Source organism: Methylotenera sp. N17, assembly GCF_000799155.1.
GTDB lineage: Bacteria > Pseudomonadota > Gammaproteobacteria > Burkholderiales > Methylophilaceae > Methylophilus.
Genome location: NZ_JUGE01000001.1, coordinates 439,806 through 457,683, shown reverse-complemented (window position 1 = coordinate 457,683; position 17,878 = coordinate 439,806). Strand labels below are relative to the sequence as shown.

The window sequence follows — 17,878 nt, the reverse complement described above, 5'->3', positions numbered from 1 at the left end:
ATGAAAAAAATTGAAGCCATTATTAAGCCATTTAAACTCGATGAAGTGCGCGAATCACTGTCTGCAATTGGCGCCAATGGTTTAACCGTCACAGAAGTCAAAGGCTTCGGTCGTCAAAAAGGCCATACCGAGCTATATCGTGGCGCAGAATATGTCGTAGATTTTTTACCTAAGATTAAAATTGAGCTAGTGGTAGCCGACAATATGGTGGATGCAGCGGTAGAGTCCATCATTAAATCTGCCCATACAGGCAAAATTGGTGACGGCAAGATTTTTGTCACTAACGTAGAGCAAGTGATTCGTATTCGGACTGGTGAGACTGGCGAAGCTGCCGTTTAAATACTTTCTGAAAAGTTGCTGTGGTCTGCGTTGTCTTTCGCTCGTCGTACCCATGTGTACTACCTTCGCTCAGACACCTTGACCACGTCACTTTTGAGAAAGATTACGTGTGAAAAAACTTAAGCATTACTCATGAGCGCTACCCTACTTAAAACGATCGTACTGCTTAGCATTTCTAACCTGTTCATGCTATTTGCATGGTACGGTCACCTCAAAAACCTCAGTAGCAAACCTTGGATTATTGCCGCGCTCATCAGTTGGGGTATCGCCTTAATTGAGTATCTGTTTCAAGTGCCCGCCAATCGTATTGGCTTCACGCAGTTTAACCTTGCGCAATTAAAGATTCTGCAGGAAGTCATCACGCTGGCAGTGTTTGTCCCGTTTGCCATTTATTACATGCAGCAACCGATCAAGCTGGATTTTTTGTGGGCCGCACTCTGCCTGATGGGCGCGGTGTACTTTATCTTTAGAAGTTAATGCTAACCCGTGCTGCTCTGAACCAAGTCACGCACCATTGCTAAATCTTGCTCCGTATCTACCCCACTGGCTGGCGCATGATCGGTCACGCTGACTGCAATTTTATAGCCATGGTATAACACGCGTAGCTGTTCTAGGCTTTCAATCTTTTCAAGCGCCGTCACAGTGAGTTCGGCATATTGCTTTAAAAACCCTACGCGATACGCGTAAATACCAATATGGCGGTACGCTTGAATCGCCTGTTTATACACATCGTCCCGTGGGTAAGGAATGGGCGCACGACTAAAATAGAGCGCATTGCCGTTGGCATCCATCACTACTTTGACGACATTAGGATTTAGAAAAGTAGCTTCATCGTGAATCGGGTGACAGGCAGTCGCCATCACCGCTTCATGATTATGCGCTAAGGTGAGCGCTACCTCATTGATGAGCTTAGGATCAATCAGCGGCTCATCACCCTGCACGTTCACCACAATCGCATCATCATGCCACCCCATTTTCTCGACTACCTCTGCAATGCGGTCAGTGCCAGAAGCATGATCAATACGCGTCATCACTGCTGCATAAGTATATTGCTCGGCTACAGCAAGGATCTTCTCAAAATCTGTGGCAATCACGACTTCGTCGGCCTGACTTTTACTCGCCTGGTCGGCCACGCGAATCACCATAGGCTTACCGGCAATATCCAACAATGGTTTACCCGGTAAGCGGGTGCTGGCATATCGTGCAGGAATGACTACTTTAAACATTGCGATCCATCAATCTTCTAAATATTCTTTTTCTTCCATCTTACGGGCTTCATCTTCCAGCATCACTGGAATACCATCGCGCACCGGATACGCCAAGCGTGCTGCTTTTGAGATCAGTTCGCCTTTCGCCTTATCGTACACCAGTGGCCCTTTGGTCACTGGACATACCAAAATCTGAAGTAGTTTAGAATCCATTATGATTTCCTTTGTTGCATATGCGTTAATGTTGCAATGACTGCGGATGGCAATGACTGTGCATGTGTGGCAGTCACCTCTGCTGTCACTGGTAAATACCAAGCATCTGTCAGTGGCAATGACTGACATTTTACCGCGTCTTTCTCTGTCATGATGATGGTATGGGTTAAGACATCCACAAAGTCTTGTAGTTTAAATGGATGATGATCCGGAAACACTTTACGCTCAAATTTAAGCCCCAACGCGGTCAATGCGCTAAAAAAACGTTCAGGGTGACCAATGGCAGCAATCGCAGATATAGGCTTATCTTTAAACAATGTAGCGTGTTGTGTTTGCCCACCAGTGAGCGACTGAAACACATCACCATACACCTGCATATGATATTGCGGAGGCAAGTCCATCACAGCAATTGGCAGCGCCTGCTCGCCGCTATTTACTATATAGCTCACTGAGCTTAATCGCGAGACACTTTCACGCAATGGGCCGGCCGGCAATAAGTATTGATTACCTAATGCCTGCGCATTTACCAGCACAATCTCGATATCTCGCTGCAAGCGTAAATGCTGCAAGCCGTCATCGCTAATAATGACATCACATTGCGGATAGGCTTGTAGCAAGGCCTGTCCTGCCGCCACACGATCTGGATTTACCCAGACCGGACAAGCAGTACGCTTCGCCATCAATACCGGTTCATCGCCTGTCATGTATGGGGCGCTATCTGCAAATACCTGCCCGGTTTGACTGCCACCATAACCGCGGCTGATAATCCCCGGCGTATAGCCAGCCAGTTTCAACTGTTCTGCCAGATAGATAACAAACGGCGTTTTACCAGTACCGCCGACCGTGATATTGCCCACCACAATGACTGGCACTGCTAAGTGATAAGAAGAAAGTATACGTACACGGTATAAAAAACGTCTAACCGTCGTGATGGCTAGAAACAGCCAAGACATTGGCACTAACAACAGATGCGCCAGACTTTTGGTTTGCCATTGCTGTTGAAACCACGCTTGCATAGCCATATCGTTAAGTGTCGAACTCTTTGTGATAGAGCTTACTATAGTAGCCATTCTGTGCCAGCAGCGATTGATGCGAGCCAGACTCTACGATACGCCCATGGTCCATCACCAAAATCCTGTCTGCGTTCTCAATGGTACTTAAACGGTGTGCAATCACCAGCGTCGTGCGGCCTTGCATCAAGGTATCCAAAGCGGCTTGTACGTGCTGCTCAGATTCTCCATCAAGTGCGGAAGTAGCTTCGTCTAACAATAAGATAGGTGCGTTTTTAAGAATAGCGCGTGCAATGGCAATCCGCTGTTTTTGACCACCAGACAAACGTACACCGCGATCCCCCACTTCATTTTGCAAGCCATCTGGCAACTGCTGAATAAAATCCCATGCATGCGCAGCTTTGGCTGCAGCAATCACATCAGCCTCCGTGGCGTTACGTAATACGCCATAAGCAATATTGTTAAATATGGTGTCATTAAACAAGACGATATCTTGGCTCACCAATGAATATTGCGTGCGTAAGTTTTTCAGCTCCAGTGCACGAATATCTACACCATCCAGCAATATCATGCCCTGCTGCAGCTCGTAAAAGCGCGGCAATAAATTCACTAGCGTGGTTTTGCCACTGCCAGAGCGCCCCACCAGCGCGACTTTCTCGCCCGGTTGAATGTTAAAACTCAAATTGTCAATGGCCAGCCGTTTTGCGTTTTCATAGCGAATCGATACATGTTTAAATTCAATTTCGCCACGTGCACGCGCAATCTGCTTATCACCTTCATTGATTTCATGCGGGCTATCAATCAAATCGAATACACTTTGCGCTGCAGCCAAGCCAATTTGCAGGTCTTCATTGGCCGCTGCAATGTGCTTAATCGGCGCAATCATCATCAATAATGCACCCACAAATGCGGCAAACTCCCCTACCGTAAATTGTCCCATGGCGTAATACACCACCAACGTGAGCGCCAATGCCGATAATATTTCAATGACAAAGCTACTGAGGCCGGCAATACGCGTGGAGCGTAATTCAAAATGTGCATTTTTATTGACCACTGTGCTGAACCGCTCGATTTCATAAGGCTCCGCACCAAATATTTTGACAATGCGCTGCCCTGCAATCGCCTCTTCTGCACTTTTGGTAATCTCGCCCACGCCTTGCTGCACTCTCTTAGCGTTGGAACGCAGTTTGGGCGTCATTTTGCGTAAATAGAGCGCCATCAACGGGGTAACGGTGGCAAAGACTAAGGTTAAGCGCCAATCTAAGTAGAGCATATAGCCGATCAGACCAATGACGGTCAACACATCACGCACTACATTCAGAGCAGAACGTGTGGTCACACTGGATAGGCGCTCCACATCATAGGTCAGTTTTGAAACCAATAGTCCAGTTGAACTCGCATCAAAGAAGTTAACGGGCAATTGCATCAGCTTTTCAAAGGCTTGTACTCTAAGCTGCGCGACTACATTGCGCGCGACTACTTTTAAACTATAGACAGATGCAAAACCCGACAAGGCTCTGACAGTCATCAGGACAAACAACATGAGAGGCAACATCCATACTTGCTCGGTCGACTGCTTTACAAAGCCTTCATCCGTGACTTTTTTAATCAGTGCAAGAAATGCGGTATTGCTACCAGAGAGAATCACGGTAGTCACCACTGTGATTAAAAAATAGACTTTATACTGCCAAGCATAACGAAACAGTCGCAAATACAAGAGCTTTGCATTTGCGACTGGAATAATTGAATCTTGTTTACGTTTCTGACGCGACATGGTGATTAGGGATACTTCAATTCAATCGCAATGAAGCGATCCATACAAGATGGAAGGTTAAGAGCCAGAGTTCACCTGTGTTGCAAATGTGATATGGGTGAAGTTAGCCAAACGTGACGCTTCCATGACATTAATCACAGATTGGTGCGTTGCTTTTGCATCCGCATTAATAATAATGGTGGGCTCTTTACCATCGCCTACTGCTTTGACCAGCGCACTAGAAATGACTTCTACGCTATCGCCATTTACAGCGGCGCCATTCACCACATAGTGCCCGCTGGCATCTACTTCCACTGTAATCGTCAATGGTTTTTCTTGCGGTGCGTTGGCTTCTGCTGTTGGTAAATTGATTTGCAGCTCACTGGTGCGCGAGAATGTTGCACTCACTACCAAGAAAATAATAATCACCAGCAACACATCAATGAGTGGCACCAGATTCATTTCTAAATCTTCGTGGCGTTTACCTCGTTGAAAATTCATGATTTTCCTCTTAATACTTTATATATTGAATAAATGCAGGATGTTGTGTGTTAACTAGGCACTTGAGCGCAGACAGTACAATTAGGTACGGCTAGCGAAAGTAACAACGTTAGAACACAACAGGTACATTTATTTGCGATCACCGTGGATGATTTCCACTAGCTTAATCGCCTGTTGCTCCATATCCACCAGCAAGCCGTCTACTTTACCGCGATAATAGCGGTAAGCAATCATGGCTGGCACCGCCACCACAATCCCGGCAGCCGTGTTATACAGCGCTACGGAAATCCCGCGTGCAAACTGCGCCACATCGTGACCACTGTTAGTAAAAGAGCCGAACAATTCCACCATACCGATCACAGTACCCAATAGACCTAGCAACGGGGCTACCGTGGCAATAGTGCCCAATGTACCTAAATAACGCTCCAACTTATGCGCCACAGCACGGCCGGTTTCTTCAATCGCCTCTTTAGTAATTTCGCGTGAGCTTTTTGCACTAGCCAAAGCACTGGCAAACACCTCACCCAATAAAGAATGGGCTTCTAATTTGGCTAAGGTTTCTCTAGTCACCCCGCCTTGGCCCAACCATTTTTGCACCTCTGGCAACAAATTACTGGGCGCAACCACCTCGCTACGCAGTGCCCAGGCACGCTCACCAATAATGGCAAGTGCAATGACTGAAGCGATAATAAGCGGCCAAATTGGCCATCCGGCAGCAACAATAATTTCCCACACAGTAAAAACTCCTTCATATAAAAACTAACGCTACTTTAGCGTTAAGTGTTGCTTTCAGCAAGTTTAAGTCAGCATTTCCTACGCATTACGGATAGCGATCGTGCCAATAACGCGGAAACACTTTGCGCCATGGTGTCACCGTCATGGGCTGATTGGCTTGAAAAGCAAACTGTACCGCGCCATCATGGTCGGATCGATAGATGTGTGCATCATGATTTAAATAGCGTTGCTCAATCACTGGTTTAGGGTGCCCAAACCGATTCAAGTAACCATTGGTCATCACCACATGCTGCGCGCCAACGGCTTCAATAAACGCTGGCGTGGAAGATGTTTTGCTACCATGATGCGGCACAATCAATACATCACTATTTAATCGTTCTGCTGCACTTTCTATGAGTGCAGACTCTGCGCCACGTTCAATATCGCCCGTCAATAATACCGCACCATATCGGCTGGTAATTTTAATCACACAACTTTTATCGTTATCTTTATGGGTGATGTTTTGTAGTTGTTCAATAGTGGGGTACAAGACTTCAAACCGTACCTGATCCCATTGCCAATGCTGGCCCGCATGACATGTGATTTTTTTCTGCTGGGGCCAAGTATCAAACGGTGGCTGTTGCAGCAAGCTTGCTTGCGGCGATAAAGAACTCAGTAGCCAAGCGGTAGGCACTTGACCTACTACAGAGGCAATGCCCCCAGAGTGATCCAAATCATCATGGGATAACGCTACCCCCGACAACTTACCCACCCCTTCTGCGCGTAAGAATGGAATAACAATGCGCATTCCCGCGTCAGATTGTGCATCGTAACGTGTGCCTGCGTCGTACAACATGGTGTGCTGCGCAGTTTGCACAAACACACTCAGCCCTTGCCCAACATCGAGCACGGTGACACGCAGATCACCTGTATGCAACCCATTGGCATGCGGAGAAAATAAGGGAAGCATACAAACTGTGCCTAACCAGCGCATGGGTACACCACGCGGGAGCAGCCACCATATCACGCCAAACATTGCCAGCAACAATGTCCATATGCTTGGTGCCGCCTGCTGCCAAGTCGCCAATGGCATGGCAGATAACCAGTTGAGTCCTGCCATAGTCACACTTAATATTGCGTGCGATAATTGCAAACTTACATCTATCGGCAGCAAGCTACCCAAGATAGCTGCGGGCACCACAAGAAAACTAATCACGGGAATCGCAAATGCATTGGCAATCGGCGAGATGAGCGAGAACTGCCCAAACATCGCCACCAATAATGGCAATAAACCAAGGGTGACAACCCACTGCACTTTCACCGCTTCCATCAACCAATGTGGGCGCCCGATTCTGCCACCCATGGCATAAGCAATGACCGCCACGGCACCAAATGATAGCCAGAACCCCGCGGCATTGACGGCCCAAGGATCCATTACAACCACTACCAGCAACGCAATTGCCAGCATTTTTGGCATGTTAATCGGTCGATCTAACCACAGCATCACAGTCACCGTCATCAACATGTAAAGTGTACGCTGGGTTGGAATCGAAAAACCTGCGAGTGCTGCGTATAGCAGTGCCGCTATCATCCCCGCCACAGCAGCAGCTTTGCGGGCTGGCAACCGCAGTAGCAAACGCGTATATCGACGCCATAGCCAATAGGTCAGCGCAAATATCAGTCCAGACAGCATGGTGATATGCAGCCCGGAAATACTCATCAAATGATTGGTACCGGTACGCATATATATATCCCAGTCGGCACGTGAGATTTGACTGTCATCGCCAATCACCAATGCGCGTATGACACCAGCATAGGGTTTGTCTGCCAACACATCCGTAATGCGTGAGGCTACCTTTGCACGCGCATAATCCACCCAATAACGGGGATGATTTACCCTAGTGCTAAGTTTGCGCATATCGCTTTTGAGCCGCACCGCACCCGTGGCACGGATACGCTCGGATAGCGCCCATGCTTCAAAATCAAACCCGTGCGGATTGATGACGCCATGCGGGCGCTTGAGTCGCACTGTCCATTGCCAACGCTCACCAACGCTTGCTTGTGGAGTAGACTCTACTGATTTGGTAGTGGCTGTACGTGAAGGATAAGGTGGATAAATACTTAAAGAAATGCGCTTAGGGACTTGGGCTTGCGGCGTCAACACCTGCTCTACATCAAATACAAAACGCTGGCCATGTTCCGTATACTCGGGGAGCGAGGCTACTACGCCAATCAGCGTGATATTTTTCTGCTCCCAAGCACTGGGCAACGCATCAGCGAGTCGATAAGTAGCCAGTACGCTAGCCCAAGTAAAGCCAAATAGCACTGCAATGACAAACCAGTATCCGCGTTTGCTTGCCGTGATTAGTCGTGGATACTTGGATATCCATAACCCATGACGACGCAGATACCAGCGAGCCCCAACATTGAGTGCCAACAACACACACCAAGCCAAGGTAAGTGGCAACGCGTGGGGCAAACTGGCCTGCTGTTGTAATGCCCAAGCGCCCAATACGACACCCAGCACAATCACCACCATAGTCTAAGCGTTTAAATCCTGTAACTTGCCATCGACCAATTGGTATTGTCGGTGTAGTTTGGCAGCCAATTGTAAGTCATGTGTCACCACAATCAAGCTTGTGTTCTGCGCCCGATTAATCTCCAGCAGCAAATCAAATACTTGATGCGCAGTCACACGATCCAGATTGCCTGTTGGCTCATCGGCCAAAATACACTGTGGCTTACTGACCAATGCACGTGCCAGTGCTGCGCGCTGACGCTCGCCGCCTGAAAGCTCACCCGGCATGTGCTCCAAGCGATGTTGCAAGCCTACGCTGGTCAGCATTTCGGCCGCTTGTGCCATCGCTTGTGTGCGTGACTCTCGTCGAATGAGGAGTGGTAATGCGACGTTTTCCAGCGCAGTAAACTCGGGTAAAAGATGATGGAACTGATAGACAAAGCCTAGCGATTGATTACGCAATACACCTTTTTGTGTTTCATTTAAGCTAGAGAGCGCTTGACCCATCAGTTTGATATTGCCCGTAGTAGGCTGATCCAAACCACCCAATAAGTGTAACAGCGTACTTTTACCAGAACCGGAAGCACCGACGATTGCAATCTGTTCACCAGCCGTTACTTGCAAATCAATACCATTGAGTACGGCCACATCGAGCCCTGTATAGGTTTTGGTCAGCGCTTCACATTGAATAATATTTTGCGGACTAGTATTACTCATAACGCAAGGCCTCAGCTGGGTTGATTCTGGATGCTTTATAGCTGGGGTACAGCGTGGCAAACAAACTTAATACAAAAGATAAAATCAAAATTGTCCAGACATCTGTCCACAATAGTTTTGAAGGTAAGTCGCTGATGTAATAGACATCTTTTGCCAAAAACTGCACTTTAAAAGTACGTTCGATGAAAGGCACAATGGTGTCAATATTCAGCGCGGTCAATACGCCAAAGAAAGCCCCTGCCACGGTACCAATCATGCCAATCAGCGCGCCTTGAATCATGAATATTTTCATAATAGAGGCAGGGCTGGCGCCAAAGGTACGCATAATCGCAATGTCGGCGCGCTTGTCTGTCACAGCCATCACCAAGGTAGAGACAATATTGAACGCAGCCACGGCAACAATCAGCGCCAAAATGATAAACATCACCCGTTTTTCTAATTGAATCGCTTTAAAGAAATTGGCGTGCTGCTGCGTCCAATCGGTAATGTAATACGCGCCTTTGAGTTGCGTATTGAGGCGCGCGGTTTCCGCGGTTGCATCAAATAAATCATTCAGCTTTAAACGCACGCCAGATACTTGGTCATCCATACGGTACAGCTTTGCGGCATCCGCCATGTGTATCAGAGCCAAGCCGGCATCATACTCATACATGCCAATTTGAAAGATGCCCACCACCTTAAATTGTTTAATACGCGGCACCACCCCGGTTGGCGTAAACTGGCCTTGCGGAGCGAGCAATACCACTTTCTCGCCGACACTTACGCCTAACAACATGGCAAGATCTGACCCAAGCACAATATTGAACTCACCTGCTTTTAAGTCCGTCAGCTGGCCCGATTTCATGTGCGTGGACAATGAAGAGACTTGCGCTTCTTCCGCTGGCAATATCCCCCTAACAATACTGCCCTGCACCGCTTGCCCGTAACTGAGCATGCCTTGCGCCATTACGTAGGGCGCGGCGGCCAATACACGTGACTCGCCCTGTGGAGTGGCTGGCGTGACTTCCTTGGCAACTGTTTGCCAATCAGACAAGCGATTATTGAAGCCGGTGATTTCGATATGCGAGGCAACGCCCAGAATGCGATTTCTTAACTCATCCTGAAATCCATTCATGACCGATAGCACCACAATCAATGCCCATACGCCTAGGGCAATGCCTATCATGCTGGTAAATGAAATAAAAGAAATAAAATGGTTTTTACGTTTTGCGCGGGTATAGCGCAGACCAACCAACAACTCAAATGGCAATGACTGTTTGAAATTTAACATGGGTAGCATCTTAACAGCTTTGTGCTGCCAATTTCCACCCATGCTAACGTGCTAATTAATGAATAGCCGCCACCGAGGCACGCACCCATTCTGTTTGCATTTCGATGGCAACACCTAGAACTAAAGTTTTTTCCTCGCCATTGATATCAATTTTAAATTGACGATGACGCTGGTATTCATTGATGGGAATAATGACGGATGATTTAGGTTGCGTATGATGCGGCGGCACCCACACGCAGGCCACACGGTTAATCTCAATATCAGATTCATCGAGCTCTAAATAAAACCCTTTGGATAACTCCACTTGCGTGTGATCCAGCTTAATCAATTGCATCGATAAGGAATGCAGACTAATGATTTGTAAGCCAGCACGATAGGCACCATTTTTCTGCCGTTTGATATGCTTAATTTCAGCCACCACATAACATGCTTTTTGTTGTGGATGCGCAAACCCAACCAGTTTGCCTGCCTCTACCCACGGGCTGGGCTCTCTACCTAAATCTACACCAAACCCAGTATCACTCACATCCATCAACACCCATTCGTCCAAGCCCATCAGCAAGTGTTTGGTTTGTGTCAAATGCATTTGATCTAAGGTGGTGGCTTTAATATCAAAAATCGGCTGTTTATCTTGCACCGTATCTTGCAGCTGAAATTTGCTGAGCTGTTTACAAATCTGTTCCAAACCGCTGGTCACCAGTAAGCGGCTGTTAGCTTTCTCGCGCGCAACAGCTCTGCGTTGACGCTTATAGTCATGCACGGACCAATCCTGGCTTAGCTTTTTAAACAGTTTGGTCATCGTCCGCATCGACGCATAACCGCGAATATCACTGTCCTGCCCAACCGCATTCGCGCCAATCGCTGCCAAGTGATCGGCAATCTTGGTGACCACCGCTTCCGTTCGCCAATAGCGATAATCGGCGGTACGGTCAAACGCGCGAATACGTTCCGCGCCTTTATCTTGATTCAAATTGACAAAATACTGATACTTTTCTGGCGCATAGGCTTTTTCAAACATCACCTGACGCACCCAATCGTTCAGTAGCCTAGAGACGATATGTATCTCCACAGCATTATAATTTTCCTTTTGTAAAGTACTCAGCATTAACCCATTCACCATCAACACGGCCATGTCTACCGGCTTTTTAACATCAGGGTATAACATCACGCGTTCATACAATATTGACGAATTCTCGGCATATTTGAATAAATCGTGGATGGCCATCCAAGCGTCAGCAGGTGGCGGTTGATCATCAAAATAACGCCACATCATCATGCTAAATCCGGCGTTGTAAGTACGGCAGTAGAGTAAAGCTTTAATGGCAGCCTGCTCTAATAAAGATAAACGCGTAGACTGACTTAAGCTGATGACCCGAGAATACTCTAAAAATAAACGGCGGTAATAAGGGTAGACTACAGCATCAATCGCCAACCCCACATCACGATTATATAGCTTTACTTTCAATCGCTTAACCGTTAATTGCTCTAAGCTATCTTGCATCCCTTCATCTAATTTAAGCAGGCATTTTAAGAAAGTCTCGGCCGAAATTTTTCCATTAGTGCTGAGCTCGGTCAGCACTTGCAGTGCTAGCTTGATGCGTTCAGAAGCAGACAATCCTTGAAACTGATGCAATATTGTTTCATGTAGTTGTGTGTTTTCATGCGATAACATCGCCTGAATTTTTTTTGCAATTGGTACGATCACGTTCATATCCATTTCCACTTATTACCACTTCATGTTTCTTTAAATGCAAAGTTTGTACCAACCAGAGGAGTCAGATGATCGCGATTGTTTTTACACAGAGGCCTACTTAATCGCACGCGCAACTGTTAAAATTCACACATGTTTACAGGAATCATTCAAAGCATCGGTCAAATTGAGCAAGCCACCCCAACTGGGGATGACGTAAAACTCAAGATTGATGCCAATCAATTAGGCTTAGAAGATGTTGCCATTGGCGACAGTATTGCAGTCAACGGCGTATGTTTGACGGCCACTGACATTCAAGCCCCTTATTTTTTTGCACATGTTTCAAAGGCCACACTCACGGTTACAGTAGGTCTGTCGCAGCCGCAATCCGTCAATTTAGAAAAAGCACTTCGCCTATCGGATCGACTGGGCGGACATCTGGTCAGTGGCCATGTAGATGGGATTGGCCGAGTGAAACGCTTTGAAGCCATAGGTGATTGCTGGTTGCTAGCAGTTCAGGCACCACATGCCATCTCAAAATATATTGCACAAAAAGGCTCTATTTGTATCAATGGTGTAAGCCTAACAGTGAATACGATTGAGCAAGACACATTTAGTGTTAACCTGATCCCCCATACGGTTGAACACACCACCTTGCAATACTTAACCATTGGCGACCCCGTCAATTTAGAAATCGACCAAATTGCCCGCTATGTAGAGCGTATGGCGGAATGGTCTACCCAATCAGCAGAGAATACGTAATGCCACAGCGCGACATCAGCCCTATTCAAGACATCATTACAGACATTAAACAAGGCAAAATGGTTATCCTTGTGGATGACGAGAACCGCGAAAACGAAGGCGACTTTGTGATTGCCGCTGAATTTGTCACTGCCGAGCACATTAACTTTATGGCCAAACATGGCCGCGGTTTAATTTGTTTAACCTTGTCCGAAGCCAGATGTCAGCAACTCAATCTGCCGCCCATGGTGCAAAAGAACGATGCAAAATTGGGTACTAACTTTACGGTCTCGATTGAAGCCGCGGAAGGCGTGACGACCGGTATTTCTGCAGCCGATCGTGCAACCACGATCCAAGCGGCGGTAGCCAAACACGCCAATGCAAAAAGTGTAGTCAGCCCTGGCCATATTTTTCCATTAGCCGCCATGAACGGTGGTGTACTGGTGCGAGCAGGTCATACCGAAGCAGGATGTGACTTAGCTATGTTGGCTGGATGTGAGCCTGCCAGTGTCATTTGCGAGATTCTCAAGGACGATGGCGAAATGGCCCGTTTGCCAGATTTAGTGACGGTAGCTAAACAACATCAGATTAAAATTGGCACCATTGCTGACTTGATTCACTATCGTGCCGAAAATGAAAAACTGATTGAGCGTGCTGCCGAGCGCATGGTGCAAACCCCTTATGGCGCGATGAAATTGATTGCTTACCGCGACAAGATTGCCAAAGAGACGCATTTAACTCTGGTAAAGGGTGATCCAGCCAGCGCAGATGAAGTGCTGGTGCGCGTGCATGAGCCGCTCTCTCTGATTGATTTATTCGATAGTAGCAACCATTCGCACAGTTGGAATATTCTCAATGCTATGCAAACCATTGCGCTGGCTAAATGCGGCGTCATGGTACTCATTCATCACGATGAAAGCGGTCAGCAGCTGATTGAACGCATTCAGCATGCTGACCAGAAAATCCGTTACAACCAAGAGCTACGTACCTATGGCATAGGCTCACAGATTTTGCTGGATTTAGGCGTACGTAGAATGAAACTGATGGCCACCCCACGTAAAATGCCAAGCATGATGGGGTTTGGACTAGAAATTACAGGCTATCTAGAAAATCCATCCAGCACACAACCTAAGCAATAACACGTTGATTGGGTTGAATAAATGACTATTTTGACAGGGATAGTGTGATACAATGAAGCCATTGGAAAACATGAATCTTACAGGGCAGTTTCTGATTGCGATGCCAGCCATGCAAGACCCTTTCTTTTCCAAAACCGTCACCTTCATTTGCACACATAACGAAGACGGTGCCATGGGCGTAGTACTGAATCGCCCTATGCAAATCACGCTCGACCACCTGTTTAATCAAATTGACATTCCTTGTGAGTACCCCACCATCTCAGATATTCCGGTGTTTTTTGGTGGTCCAGTGCAAACGGAGCGAGGCTTTGTATTGCACTCGCCCAGCATAGAATACAACTCCACCATGCAGATTAATGAGTCAGTTGCACTCACCACATCGAAAGACATTCTTGAATCCACCGCACAATCTGCTGGTCCGGACAAAATACTCATTGCATTAGGCTATGCCGGTTGGTCAGCCGGTCAACTGGAAGAAGAAATGAGCAAAAACGCGTGGCTTTCAGTCAGCGTGTCACAACCCAAAGCTTTTAACGATTTGATATTCAACCTGCCGTACGACGAAAAATTACCCATGGCCATGCGTCTGATTGGTGTGGATTTTGCCTCCTTATCCGAGGTAGCAGGACATGCATAATATGGAAAAACCGCTCAACCAAAGTCACCTACCGATACTAGAGCGCACTTACCCAAATATCAAAGGTACGATCATTGGTTTTGACTTTGGCGAAAAGCGTATTGGTGTGGCAGTGGGAGAAACCATGCTCAAATTAGCGCATCCGCTGACGACCATCAGTGCAGAAGAAAATGCAGTTAAGTTTGCGCAGATTGAATCTCTTATTCAGGAATGGCGGCCACAGCTACTCGTTGTCGGCTTGCCTATGCACTTGGATGGCGAAGCGCATTTACTGACCCAGTTAGCCAAGAAATTTGCACAACGCCTTGAGGGGCGTTTTAATTTACCAGTGGTGATGGTAGATGAGCGCCTGAGTTCGGCAGAAGCAGCGCAATCACTCAGAGATTCCGGCATCTACGGCCAACAGCAAAAAGCAATGATAGACCAAGTGGCCGCGCAAACTATATTACAATCTTATTTTGACTCAATACCGACAAACGCCGTATGACCTTACCTGATCCCGAGTTACTCCTCCAAGACATCACTGCGCAGATCCAGCCTTTAATTCAAGCCAATACTGCGCTGGTTGGCATTCATAGTGGCGGTGTGTGGATGCTAGAGCGTATACGTGCAAGCGTAGGCACCGAAATTCCGTTTGGCAAACTAGATGCTGCGATGTATCGCGACGACTATGCTAAACGTGGACTGAAGTCTAAAAATCAACCTTCTTGGATTCCATTCGACGTCAACGATAAACATATCATTTTAATCGATGATATTTTCTATACTGGCCGCACCACACGTGCCGCCATGAATGAGTTGTTTGACTATGGGCGTCCTGCCAGCATTACACTGGCAGTGCTGATCAACCGTGGCGGTGCGCAATTGCCGATTGCCCCCCAAATCACTGGCGCGCAGATCCCATTAGAAGCACATCAAGCGTTTCAACTATCGCTGGATACCTCGGGTAAATTCCATTTAAGTCTTGAAGACCATATAAGTAAAGACACACAAGACATGCAATCTAATCAATCTGCGCCATTGGATACGCCACATGCATAACCCGCAACTGAACTCAGAAGGCAAACTCAAACACTTGCTCAGTATAGAGGGTCTGCCCAAACGCATTCTGAATGAGATTTTAGACAGTGCAGAATCCTTTGTCGGTGTCGCCGAGCGCGAAGTCAAAAAAGTACCGTTATTACGTGGCAAAACCGTGTGCAATATCTTCTTCGAGAACAGTACGCGTACACGCACTACCTTTGAAATCGCCGCCAAACGTTTATCGGCCGATGTGCTGAATCTCAACGTCAGCACCTCGTCTCAATCTAAAGGTGAAACGATTTTAGATACCGTGAACAATCTGATTGCCATGCATGCCGATATGTTTGTGGTGCGACATAACCAAAGTGGCGCCGCCCATTTGATTGCGCAACATGTGCCTAGCCATATTAGCGTCATCAATGCCGGCGATGGTCGCCATGCACACCCAACGCAAGGCTTGTTAGATGTATTTACCATCCGCAAATACAAGCCAGACATGCACAACTTGCGAATTGCCATTGTGGGTGATGTGCTGCACTCACGCGTAGCGCGTAGTGAAATCCATGCGCTCACGACATTAGGCGTGCCAGAAGTGCGCGTGATTGCCCCAAAAACATTACTGCCTACCGATGTAGAAAAACTGGGCGTGCAAGTGTTCCATGATATGCGCGCCGGATTGAAAGATGTGGATGTTGTGATGATGTTAAGGCTACAAAATGAACGCATGACGGGTGCAATGTTACCCAGCACTCAAGAATATTTTAAAACGTATGGCCTCACCCAAGAAAAACTCAGTTTAGCCAGACCGGATGCCATTGTGATGCACCCTGGCCCGATGAACCGAGGCGTGGAAATTGATTCCGCAGTGGCAGATGGATTGCAGTCTGTCATCCTGCCGCAAGTGACTTACGGTATTGCGGTGCGTATGGCGGTCATGGCGATTTTGGCAGGCGGAGGGCAAGCATGAATATCTTGATTCAACATGGCCGCGTGATTGACCCAGCCAACCACATTGATGCCCAGCATGACCTGTATATAGCCGATGGGAAAATTGTAGCCATTGATCAGGCCCCCTCTGGGTTTAAGGCCAATCAAACCATTGATGCCAGCGGATTAGTTGTAGCGCCGGGCTTGGTGGATTTATCTGTGCGCTTACGCGAGCCCGGGTTTGAATATAAAGCAACGCTCAATAGTGAATTACAAGCAGCAGCGGCTGGCGGTGTCACCAGCTTGGCATGCCCGCCTGATACCGAACCTACGCTGGACGAACCCGGCTTGGTTGAAATGCTGAAATATCGCGCTAAAAAACTGAATCTTGCGCATGTGTATCCATTGGGCGCGCTCACCCGCCAATTACAAGGCAAAACATTGACTGAGATGTGCGAGCTCACCGAAGCGGGCTGTGTAGGCTTTACCCAAGCCGATCACCCGATTATCGACACGCAAGTACTGTGGCGCGCATGTGAGTATGCAGCCACCTTTGGCTATACCCTATTTTTACGGGCGGAAGACCCCTACTTAGCCAAAGACGGCGTGGCACATGATGGTGAAGTCGCGAGCCGTTTAGGACTAAAAGGCATTCCCGCTGCCGCAGAAAGCTTGGCACTGGCTAGCTTACTGCGCATCGCACGTGAAACCGGCACACGGCTTCATATCCAACGTCTATCAACCGCAGAGGGCGTGGAACTGGTACGTCAAGCCAAGCAACAGGGGCAAGCGGTCACGGCAGATGTTAGTACACAGCATTTGCATTTAACTGAGCTTGATATTGGCTTTTTTAACACACAGACACATCTACGCCCGCCATTGCGTACCCAGCGTGACCAATATGCGCTATGTGAAGGCCTAAAAGATGGCACCATTGATGCGATCTGCTCAGACCACAGCCCTGTGGATGACGATGCCAAGCTATTACCATTTGCCGAGGCAGAAACAGGTGCTTCTGCTGTTGAATTGCTCCTGCCGCTTACCCTGAAGTGGGCAAGCAATACGCAGCAAACGCTCAGTGATGCCATTGCGCGCATCACCATCATGCCTGCGTCCATCATGGGTATCCCTGCCGGCAGCCTAACGGTTGGGCAGTGCGCGGACGTGGTGATATTTAACCCCGATGAATACAGAAAAGTAGAAGCACAGCACTTGAAAAGCCAAGGTAAAAACACACCTTTCTTAAACATGGAGCTGGCTGGCAAGGTGCATTACACGCTAGTCGAAGGGCTCATCACCTACTCAACATTGTAAATTTCGATAGTATTTAGACGCTAAAAGTGCCTCTTAAAACGGAAGCACTTGACGTTTTAAATGTTTGAGCCGATAGTGCGCATAACAAAGTAGTTAGCATGCAGAAAGAACGCGAAGCATTCGTCAATTAATCGCAACAAAATTATTGTATTTATAACAGCACC

Annotated in this window: 19 protein-coding genes; 9 read left to right on the top strand and 10 right to left on the bottom strand. The window is 47.5% G+C overall.

Annotation, left to right across the window (positions count from 1 at the left end; all coding sequences use genetic code 11):
• Together FG11_RS02285 and FG11_RS02280 are read left to right on the top strand one after the other, a co-directional pair.
• Complete coding sequence (locus tag FG11_RS02285) at positions 1-339, top strand: P-II family nitrogen regulator (protein WP_020184026.1); 339 nt, start codon at positions 1-3, stop codon at positions 337-339.
• A 132-nt stretch (positions 340-471) separates the two neighbouring features.
• A complete protein-coding gene (locus FG11_RS02280; RefSeq protein ID WP_020184025.1) occupies positions 472-816 on the top strand; it encodes a DMT family protein in 345 nt (114 codons plus the stop codon).
• A 2-nt stretch (positions 817-818) separates the two neighbouring features.
• On the opposite strand, the gene kdsB is transcribed toward FG11_RS02280, so the two are convergent.
• From kdsB to FG11_RS02230, 10 genes are all read right to left on the bottom strand, one after another.
• Positions 819-1,565 (bottom strand): 3-deoxy-manno-octulosonate cytidylyltransferase, encoded by a 747-nt coding sequence (gene kdsB, locus FG11_RS02275; protein ID WP_025223904.1) that lies wholly within the window; start codon positions 1,563-1,565, stop codon positions 819-821.
• A gap of 9 nt (positions 1,566-1,574) precedes the next feature.
• A complete protein-coding gene (locus FG11_RS02270; RefSeq protein ID WP_047532889.1) occupies positions 1,575-1,760 on the bottom strand; it encodes a Trm112 family protein in 186 nt (61 codons plus the stop codon).
• Positions 1,760-2,776, bottom strand: coding sequence for a tetraacyldisaccharide 4'-kinase (lpxK, locus tag FG11_RS02265; protein WP_052185064.1), 1,017 nt, complete (start codon positions 2,774-2,776; stop codon positions 1,760-1,762). The genes FG11_RS02270 and lpxK overlap by 1 nt, the downstream gene beginning before the upstream one ends.
• 10 nt (positions 2,777-2,786) lie before the next feature.
• Positions 2,787-4,544 (bottom strand): lipid A export permease/ATP-binding protein MsbA, encoded by a 1,758-nt coding sequence (gene msbA / locus FG11_RS02260; protein ID WP_047532883.1) that lies wholly within the window; start codon positions 4,542-4,544, stop codon positions 2,787-2,789.
• A gap of 57 nt (positions 4,545-4,601) precedes the next feature.
• Positions 4,602-5,024 carry an ExbD/TolR family protein gene (locus FG11_RS02255; protein WP_020184019.1) on the bottom strand — a complete coding sequence of 141 codons (423 nt, stop codon included), beginning with the start codon at positions 5,022-5,024 and terminating at the stop codon, positions 4,602-4,604.
• A 129-nt stretch (positions 5,025-5,153) separates the two neighbouring features.
• The gene (locus FG11_RS02250) at positions 5,154-5,759 is read right to left on the bottom strand and encodes a MotA/TolQ/ExbB proton channel family protein (RefSeq protein ID WP_025223901.1); all 606 of its coding nucleotides are present in this window, start codon (positions 5,757-5,759) and stop codon (positions 5,154-5,156) included.
• An 85-nt stretch (positions 5,760-5,844) separates the two neighbouring features.
• Positions 5,845-8,277, bottom strand: coding sequence for a DNA internalization-related competence protein ComEC/Rec2 (locus FG11_RS02245; RefSeq protein ID WP_047532872.1), 2,433 nt, complete (start codon positions 8,275-8,277; stop codon positions 5,845-5,847).
• A gap of 3 nt (positions 8,278-8,280) precedes the next feature.
• Positions 8,281-8,973 (bottom strand): lipoprotein-releasing ABC transporter ATP-binding protein LolD, encoded by a 693-nt coding sequence (gene lolD / locus FG11_RS02240; protein ID WP_025223899.1) that lies wholly within the window; start codon positions 8,971-8,973, stop codon positions 8,281-8,283.
• Complete coding sequence (locus FG11_RS02235; RefSeq protein ID WP_088177916.1) at positions 8,966-10,243, bottom strand: lipoprotein-releasing ABC transporter permease subunit; 1,278 nt, start codon at positions 10,241-10,243, stop codon at positions 8,966-8,968. Before FG11_RS02235 ends, lolD begins: the two co-directional genes overlap by 8 nt.
• A 55-nt stretch (positions 10,244-10,298) precedes the next feature.
• Positions 10,299-11,954 carry a hypothetical protein gene (locus FG11_RS02230; RefSeq protein WP_152604033.1) on the bottom strand — a complete coding sequence of 552 codons (1,656 nt, stop codon included), beginning with the start codon at positions 11,952-11,954 and terminating at the stop codon, positions 10,299-10,301.
• Positions 11,955-12,086: 132 nt separating this feature from the next.
• On the opposite strand from FG11_RS02230, the gene FG11_RS02225 reads away from it, so the two are divergent.
• From FG11_RS02225 to FG11_RS02195, 7 genes are read left to right on the top strand one after another with little or no spacing between them, the layout of a single operon-like run.
• The gene (locus FG11_RS02225; RefSeq protein WP_047532862.1) at positions 12,087-12,695 is read left to right on the top strand and encodes a riboflavin synthase; all 609 of its coding nucleotides are present in this window, start codon (positions 12,087-12,089) and stop codon (positions 12,693-12,695) included.
• Entirely contained in the window at positions 12,695-13,813 is a 1,119-nt protein-coding gene (gene ribBA / locus FG11_RS02220; RefSeq protein WP_047532860.1) for a bifunctional 3,4-dihydroxy-2-butanone-4-phosphate synthase/GTP cyclohydrolase II, read from the top strand. Before FG11_RS02225 ends, ribBA begins: the two co-directional genes overlap by 1 nt.
• A 52-nt stretch (positions 13,814-13,865) precedes the next feature.
• On the top strand, positions 13,866-14,450 hold the full coding sequence (locus FG11_RS02215) for a YqgE/AlgH family protein (protein ID WP_020184011.1): 585 nt from the start codon (positions 13,866-13,868) through the stop codon (positions 14,448-14,450).
• A gap of 1 nt (position 14,451) precedes the next feature.
• A complete protein-coding gene (gene ruvX, locus FG11_RS02210) occupies positions 14,452-14,937 on the top strand; it encodes a Holliday junction resolvase RuvX (RefSeq protein WP_235276395.1) in 486 nt (161 codons plus the stop codon).
• On the top strand, positions 14,934-15,491 hold the full coding sequence (pyrR, locus tag FG11_RS02205) for a bifunctional pyr operon transcriptional regulator/uracil phosphoribosyltransferase PyrR (RefSeq protein WP_047532854.1): 558 nt from the start codon (positions 14,934-14,936) through the stop codon (positions 15,489-15,491). The genes ruvX and pyrR overlap by 4 nt, the downstream gene beginning before the upstream one ends.
• Positions 15,484-16,440, top strand: coding sequence for an aspartate carbamoyltransferase catalytic subunit (locus FG11_RS02200; protein WP_020184008.1), 957 nt, complete (start codon positions 15,484-15,486; stop codon positions 16,438-16,440). The genes pyrR and FG11_RS02200 overlap by 8 nt, the downstream gene beginning before the upstream one ends.
• Positions 16,437-17,714, top strand: coding sequence for a dihydroorotase (locus tag FG11_RS02195; protein ID WP_047532852.1), 1,278 nt, complete (start codon positions 16,437-16,439; stop codon positions 17,712-17,714). The genes FG11_RS02200 and FG11_RS02195 overlap by 4 nt, the downstream gene beginning before the upstream one ends.
• Positions 17,715-17,878: the final 164 nt, after the last annotated feature.

Excerpts from the sequence above, each read along its gene's own strand:
- msbA (WP_047532883.1), bottom strand. The coding sequence starts at position 4,544 with ATGTCGCGTCAGAAACGTAAACAAGATTCAATTATTCCAGTCGCAAAT.
- ruvX (WP_235276395.1), top strand. The coding sequence starts at position 14,452 with ATGGAAAAACCGCTCAACCAAAGTCACCTACCGATACTAGAGCGCACT.
- ribBA (WP_047532860.1), top strand. The coding sequence starts at position 12,695 with ATGCCACAGCGCGACATCAGCCCTATTCAAGACATCATTACAGACATT.
- kdsB (WP_025223904.1), bottom strand. The coding sequence starts at position 1,565 with ATGTTTAAAGTAGTCATTCCTGCACGATATGCCAGCACCCGCTTACCG.
- FG11_RS02200 (WP_020184008.1), top strand. The coding sequence starts at position 15,484 with ATGCATAACCCGCAACTGAACTCAGAAGGCAAACTCAAACACTTGCTC.
- FG11_RS02255 (WP_020184019.1), bottom strand. The coding sequence starts at position 5,024 with ATGAATTTTCAACGAGGTAAACGCCACGAAGATTTAGAAATGAATCTG.
- FG11_RS02270 (WP_047532889.1), bottom strand. The coding sequence starts at position 1,760 with ATGGATTCTAAACTACTTCAGATTTTGGTATGTCCAGTGACCAAAGGG.
- lolD (WP_025223899.1), bottom strand. The coding sequence starts at position 8,973 with ATGAGTAATACTAGTCCGCAAAATATTATTCAATGTGAAGCGCTGACC.
- FG11_RS02245 (WP_047532872.1), bottom strand. The coding sequence starts at position 8,277 with ATGGTGGTGATTGTGCTGGGTGTCGTATTGGGCGCTTGGGCATTACAA.
- FG11_RS02280 (WP_020184025.1), top strand. The coding sequence starts at position 472 with ATGAGCGCTACCCTACTTAAAACGATCGTACTGCTTAGCATTTCTAAC.
- lpxK (WP_052185064.1), bottom strand. The coding sequence starts at position 2,776 with ATGCAAGCGTGGTTTCAACAGCAATGGCAAACCAAAAGTCTGGCGCAT.
- FG11_RS02285 (WP_020184026.1), top strand. The coding sequence starts at position 1 with ATGAAAAAAATTGAAGCCATTATTAAGCCATTTAAACTCGATGAAGTG.
- FG11_RS02195 (WP_047532852.1), top strand. The coding sequence starts at position 16,437 with ATGAATATCTTGATTCAACATGGCCGCGTGATTGACCCAGCCAACCAC.
- pyrR (WP_047532854.1), top strand. The coding sequence starts at position 14,934 with ATGACCTTACCTGATCCCGAGTTACTCCTCCAAGACATCACTGCGCAG.
- FG11_RS02225 (WP_047532862.1), top strand. The coding sequence starts at position 12,087 with ATGTTTACAGGAATCATTCAAAGCATCGGTCAAATTGAGCAAGCCACC.
- FG11_RS02230 (WP_152604033.1), bottom strand. The coding sequence starts at position 11,954 with ATGAACGTGATCGTACCAATTGCAAAAAAAATTCAGGCGATGTTATCG.
- FG11_RS02215 (WP_020184011.1), top strand. The coding sequence starts at position 13,866 with ATGAAGCCATTGGAAAACATGAATCTTACAGGGCAGTTTCTGATTGCG.
- FG11_RS02235 (WP_088177916.1), bottom strand. The coding sequence starts at position 10,243 with ATGTTAAATTTCAAACAGTCATTGCCATTTGAGTTGTTGGTTGGTCTG.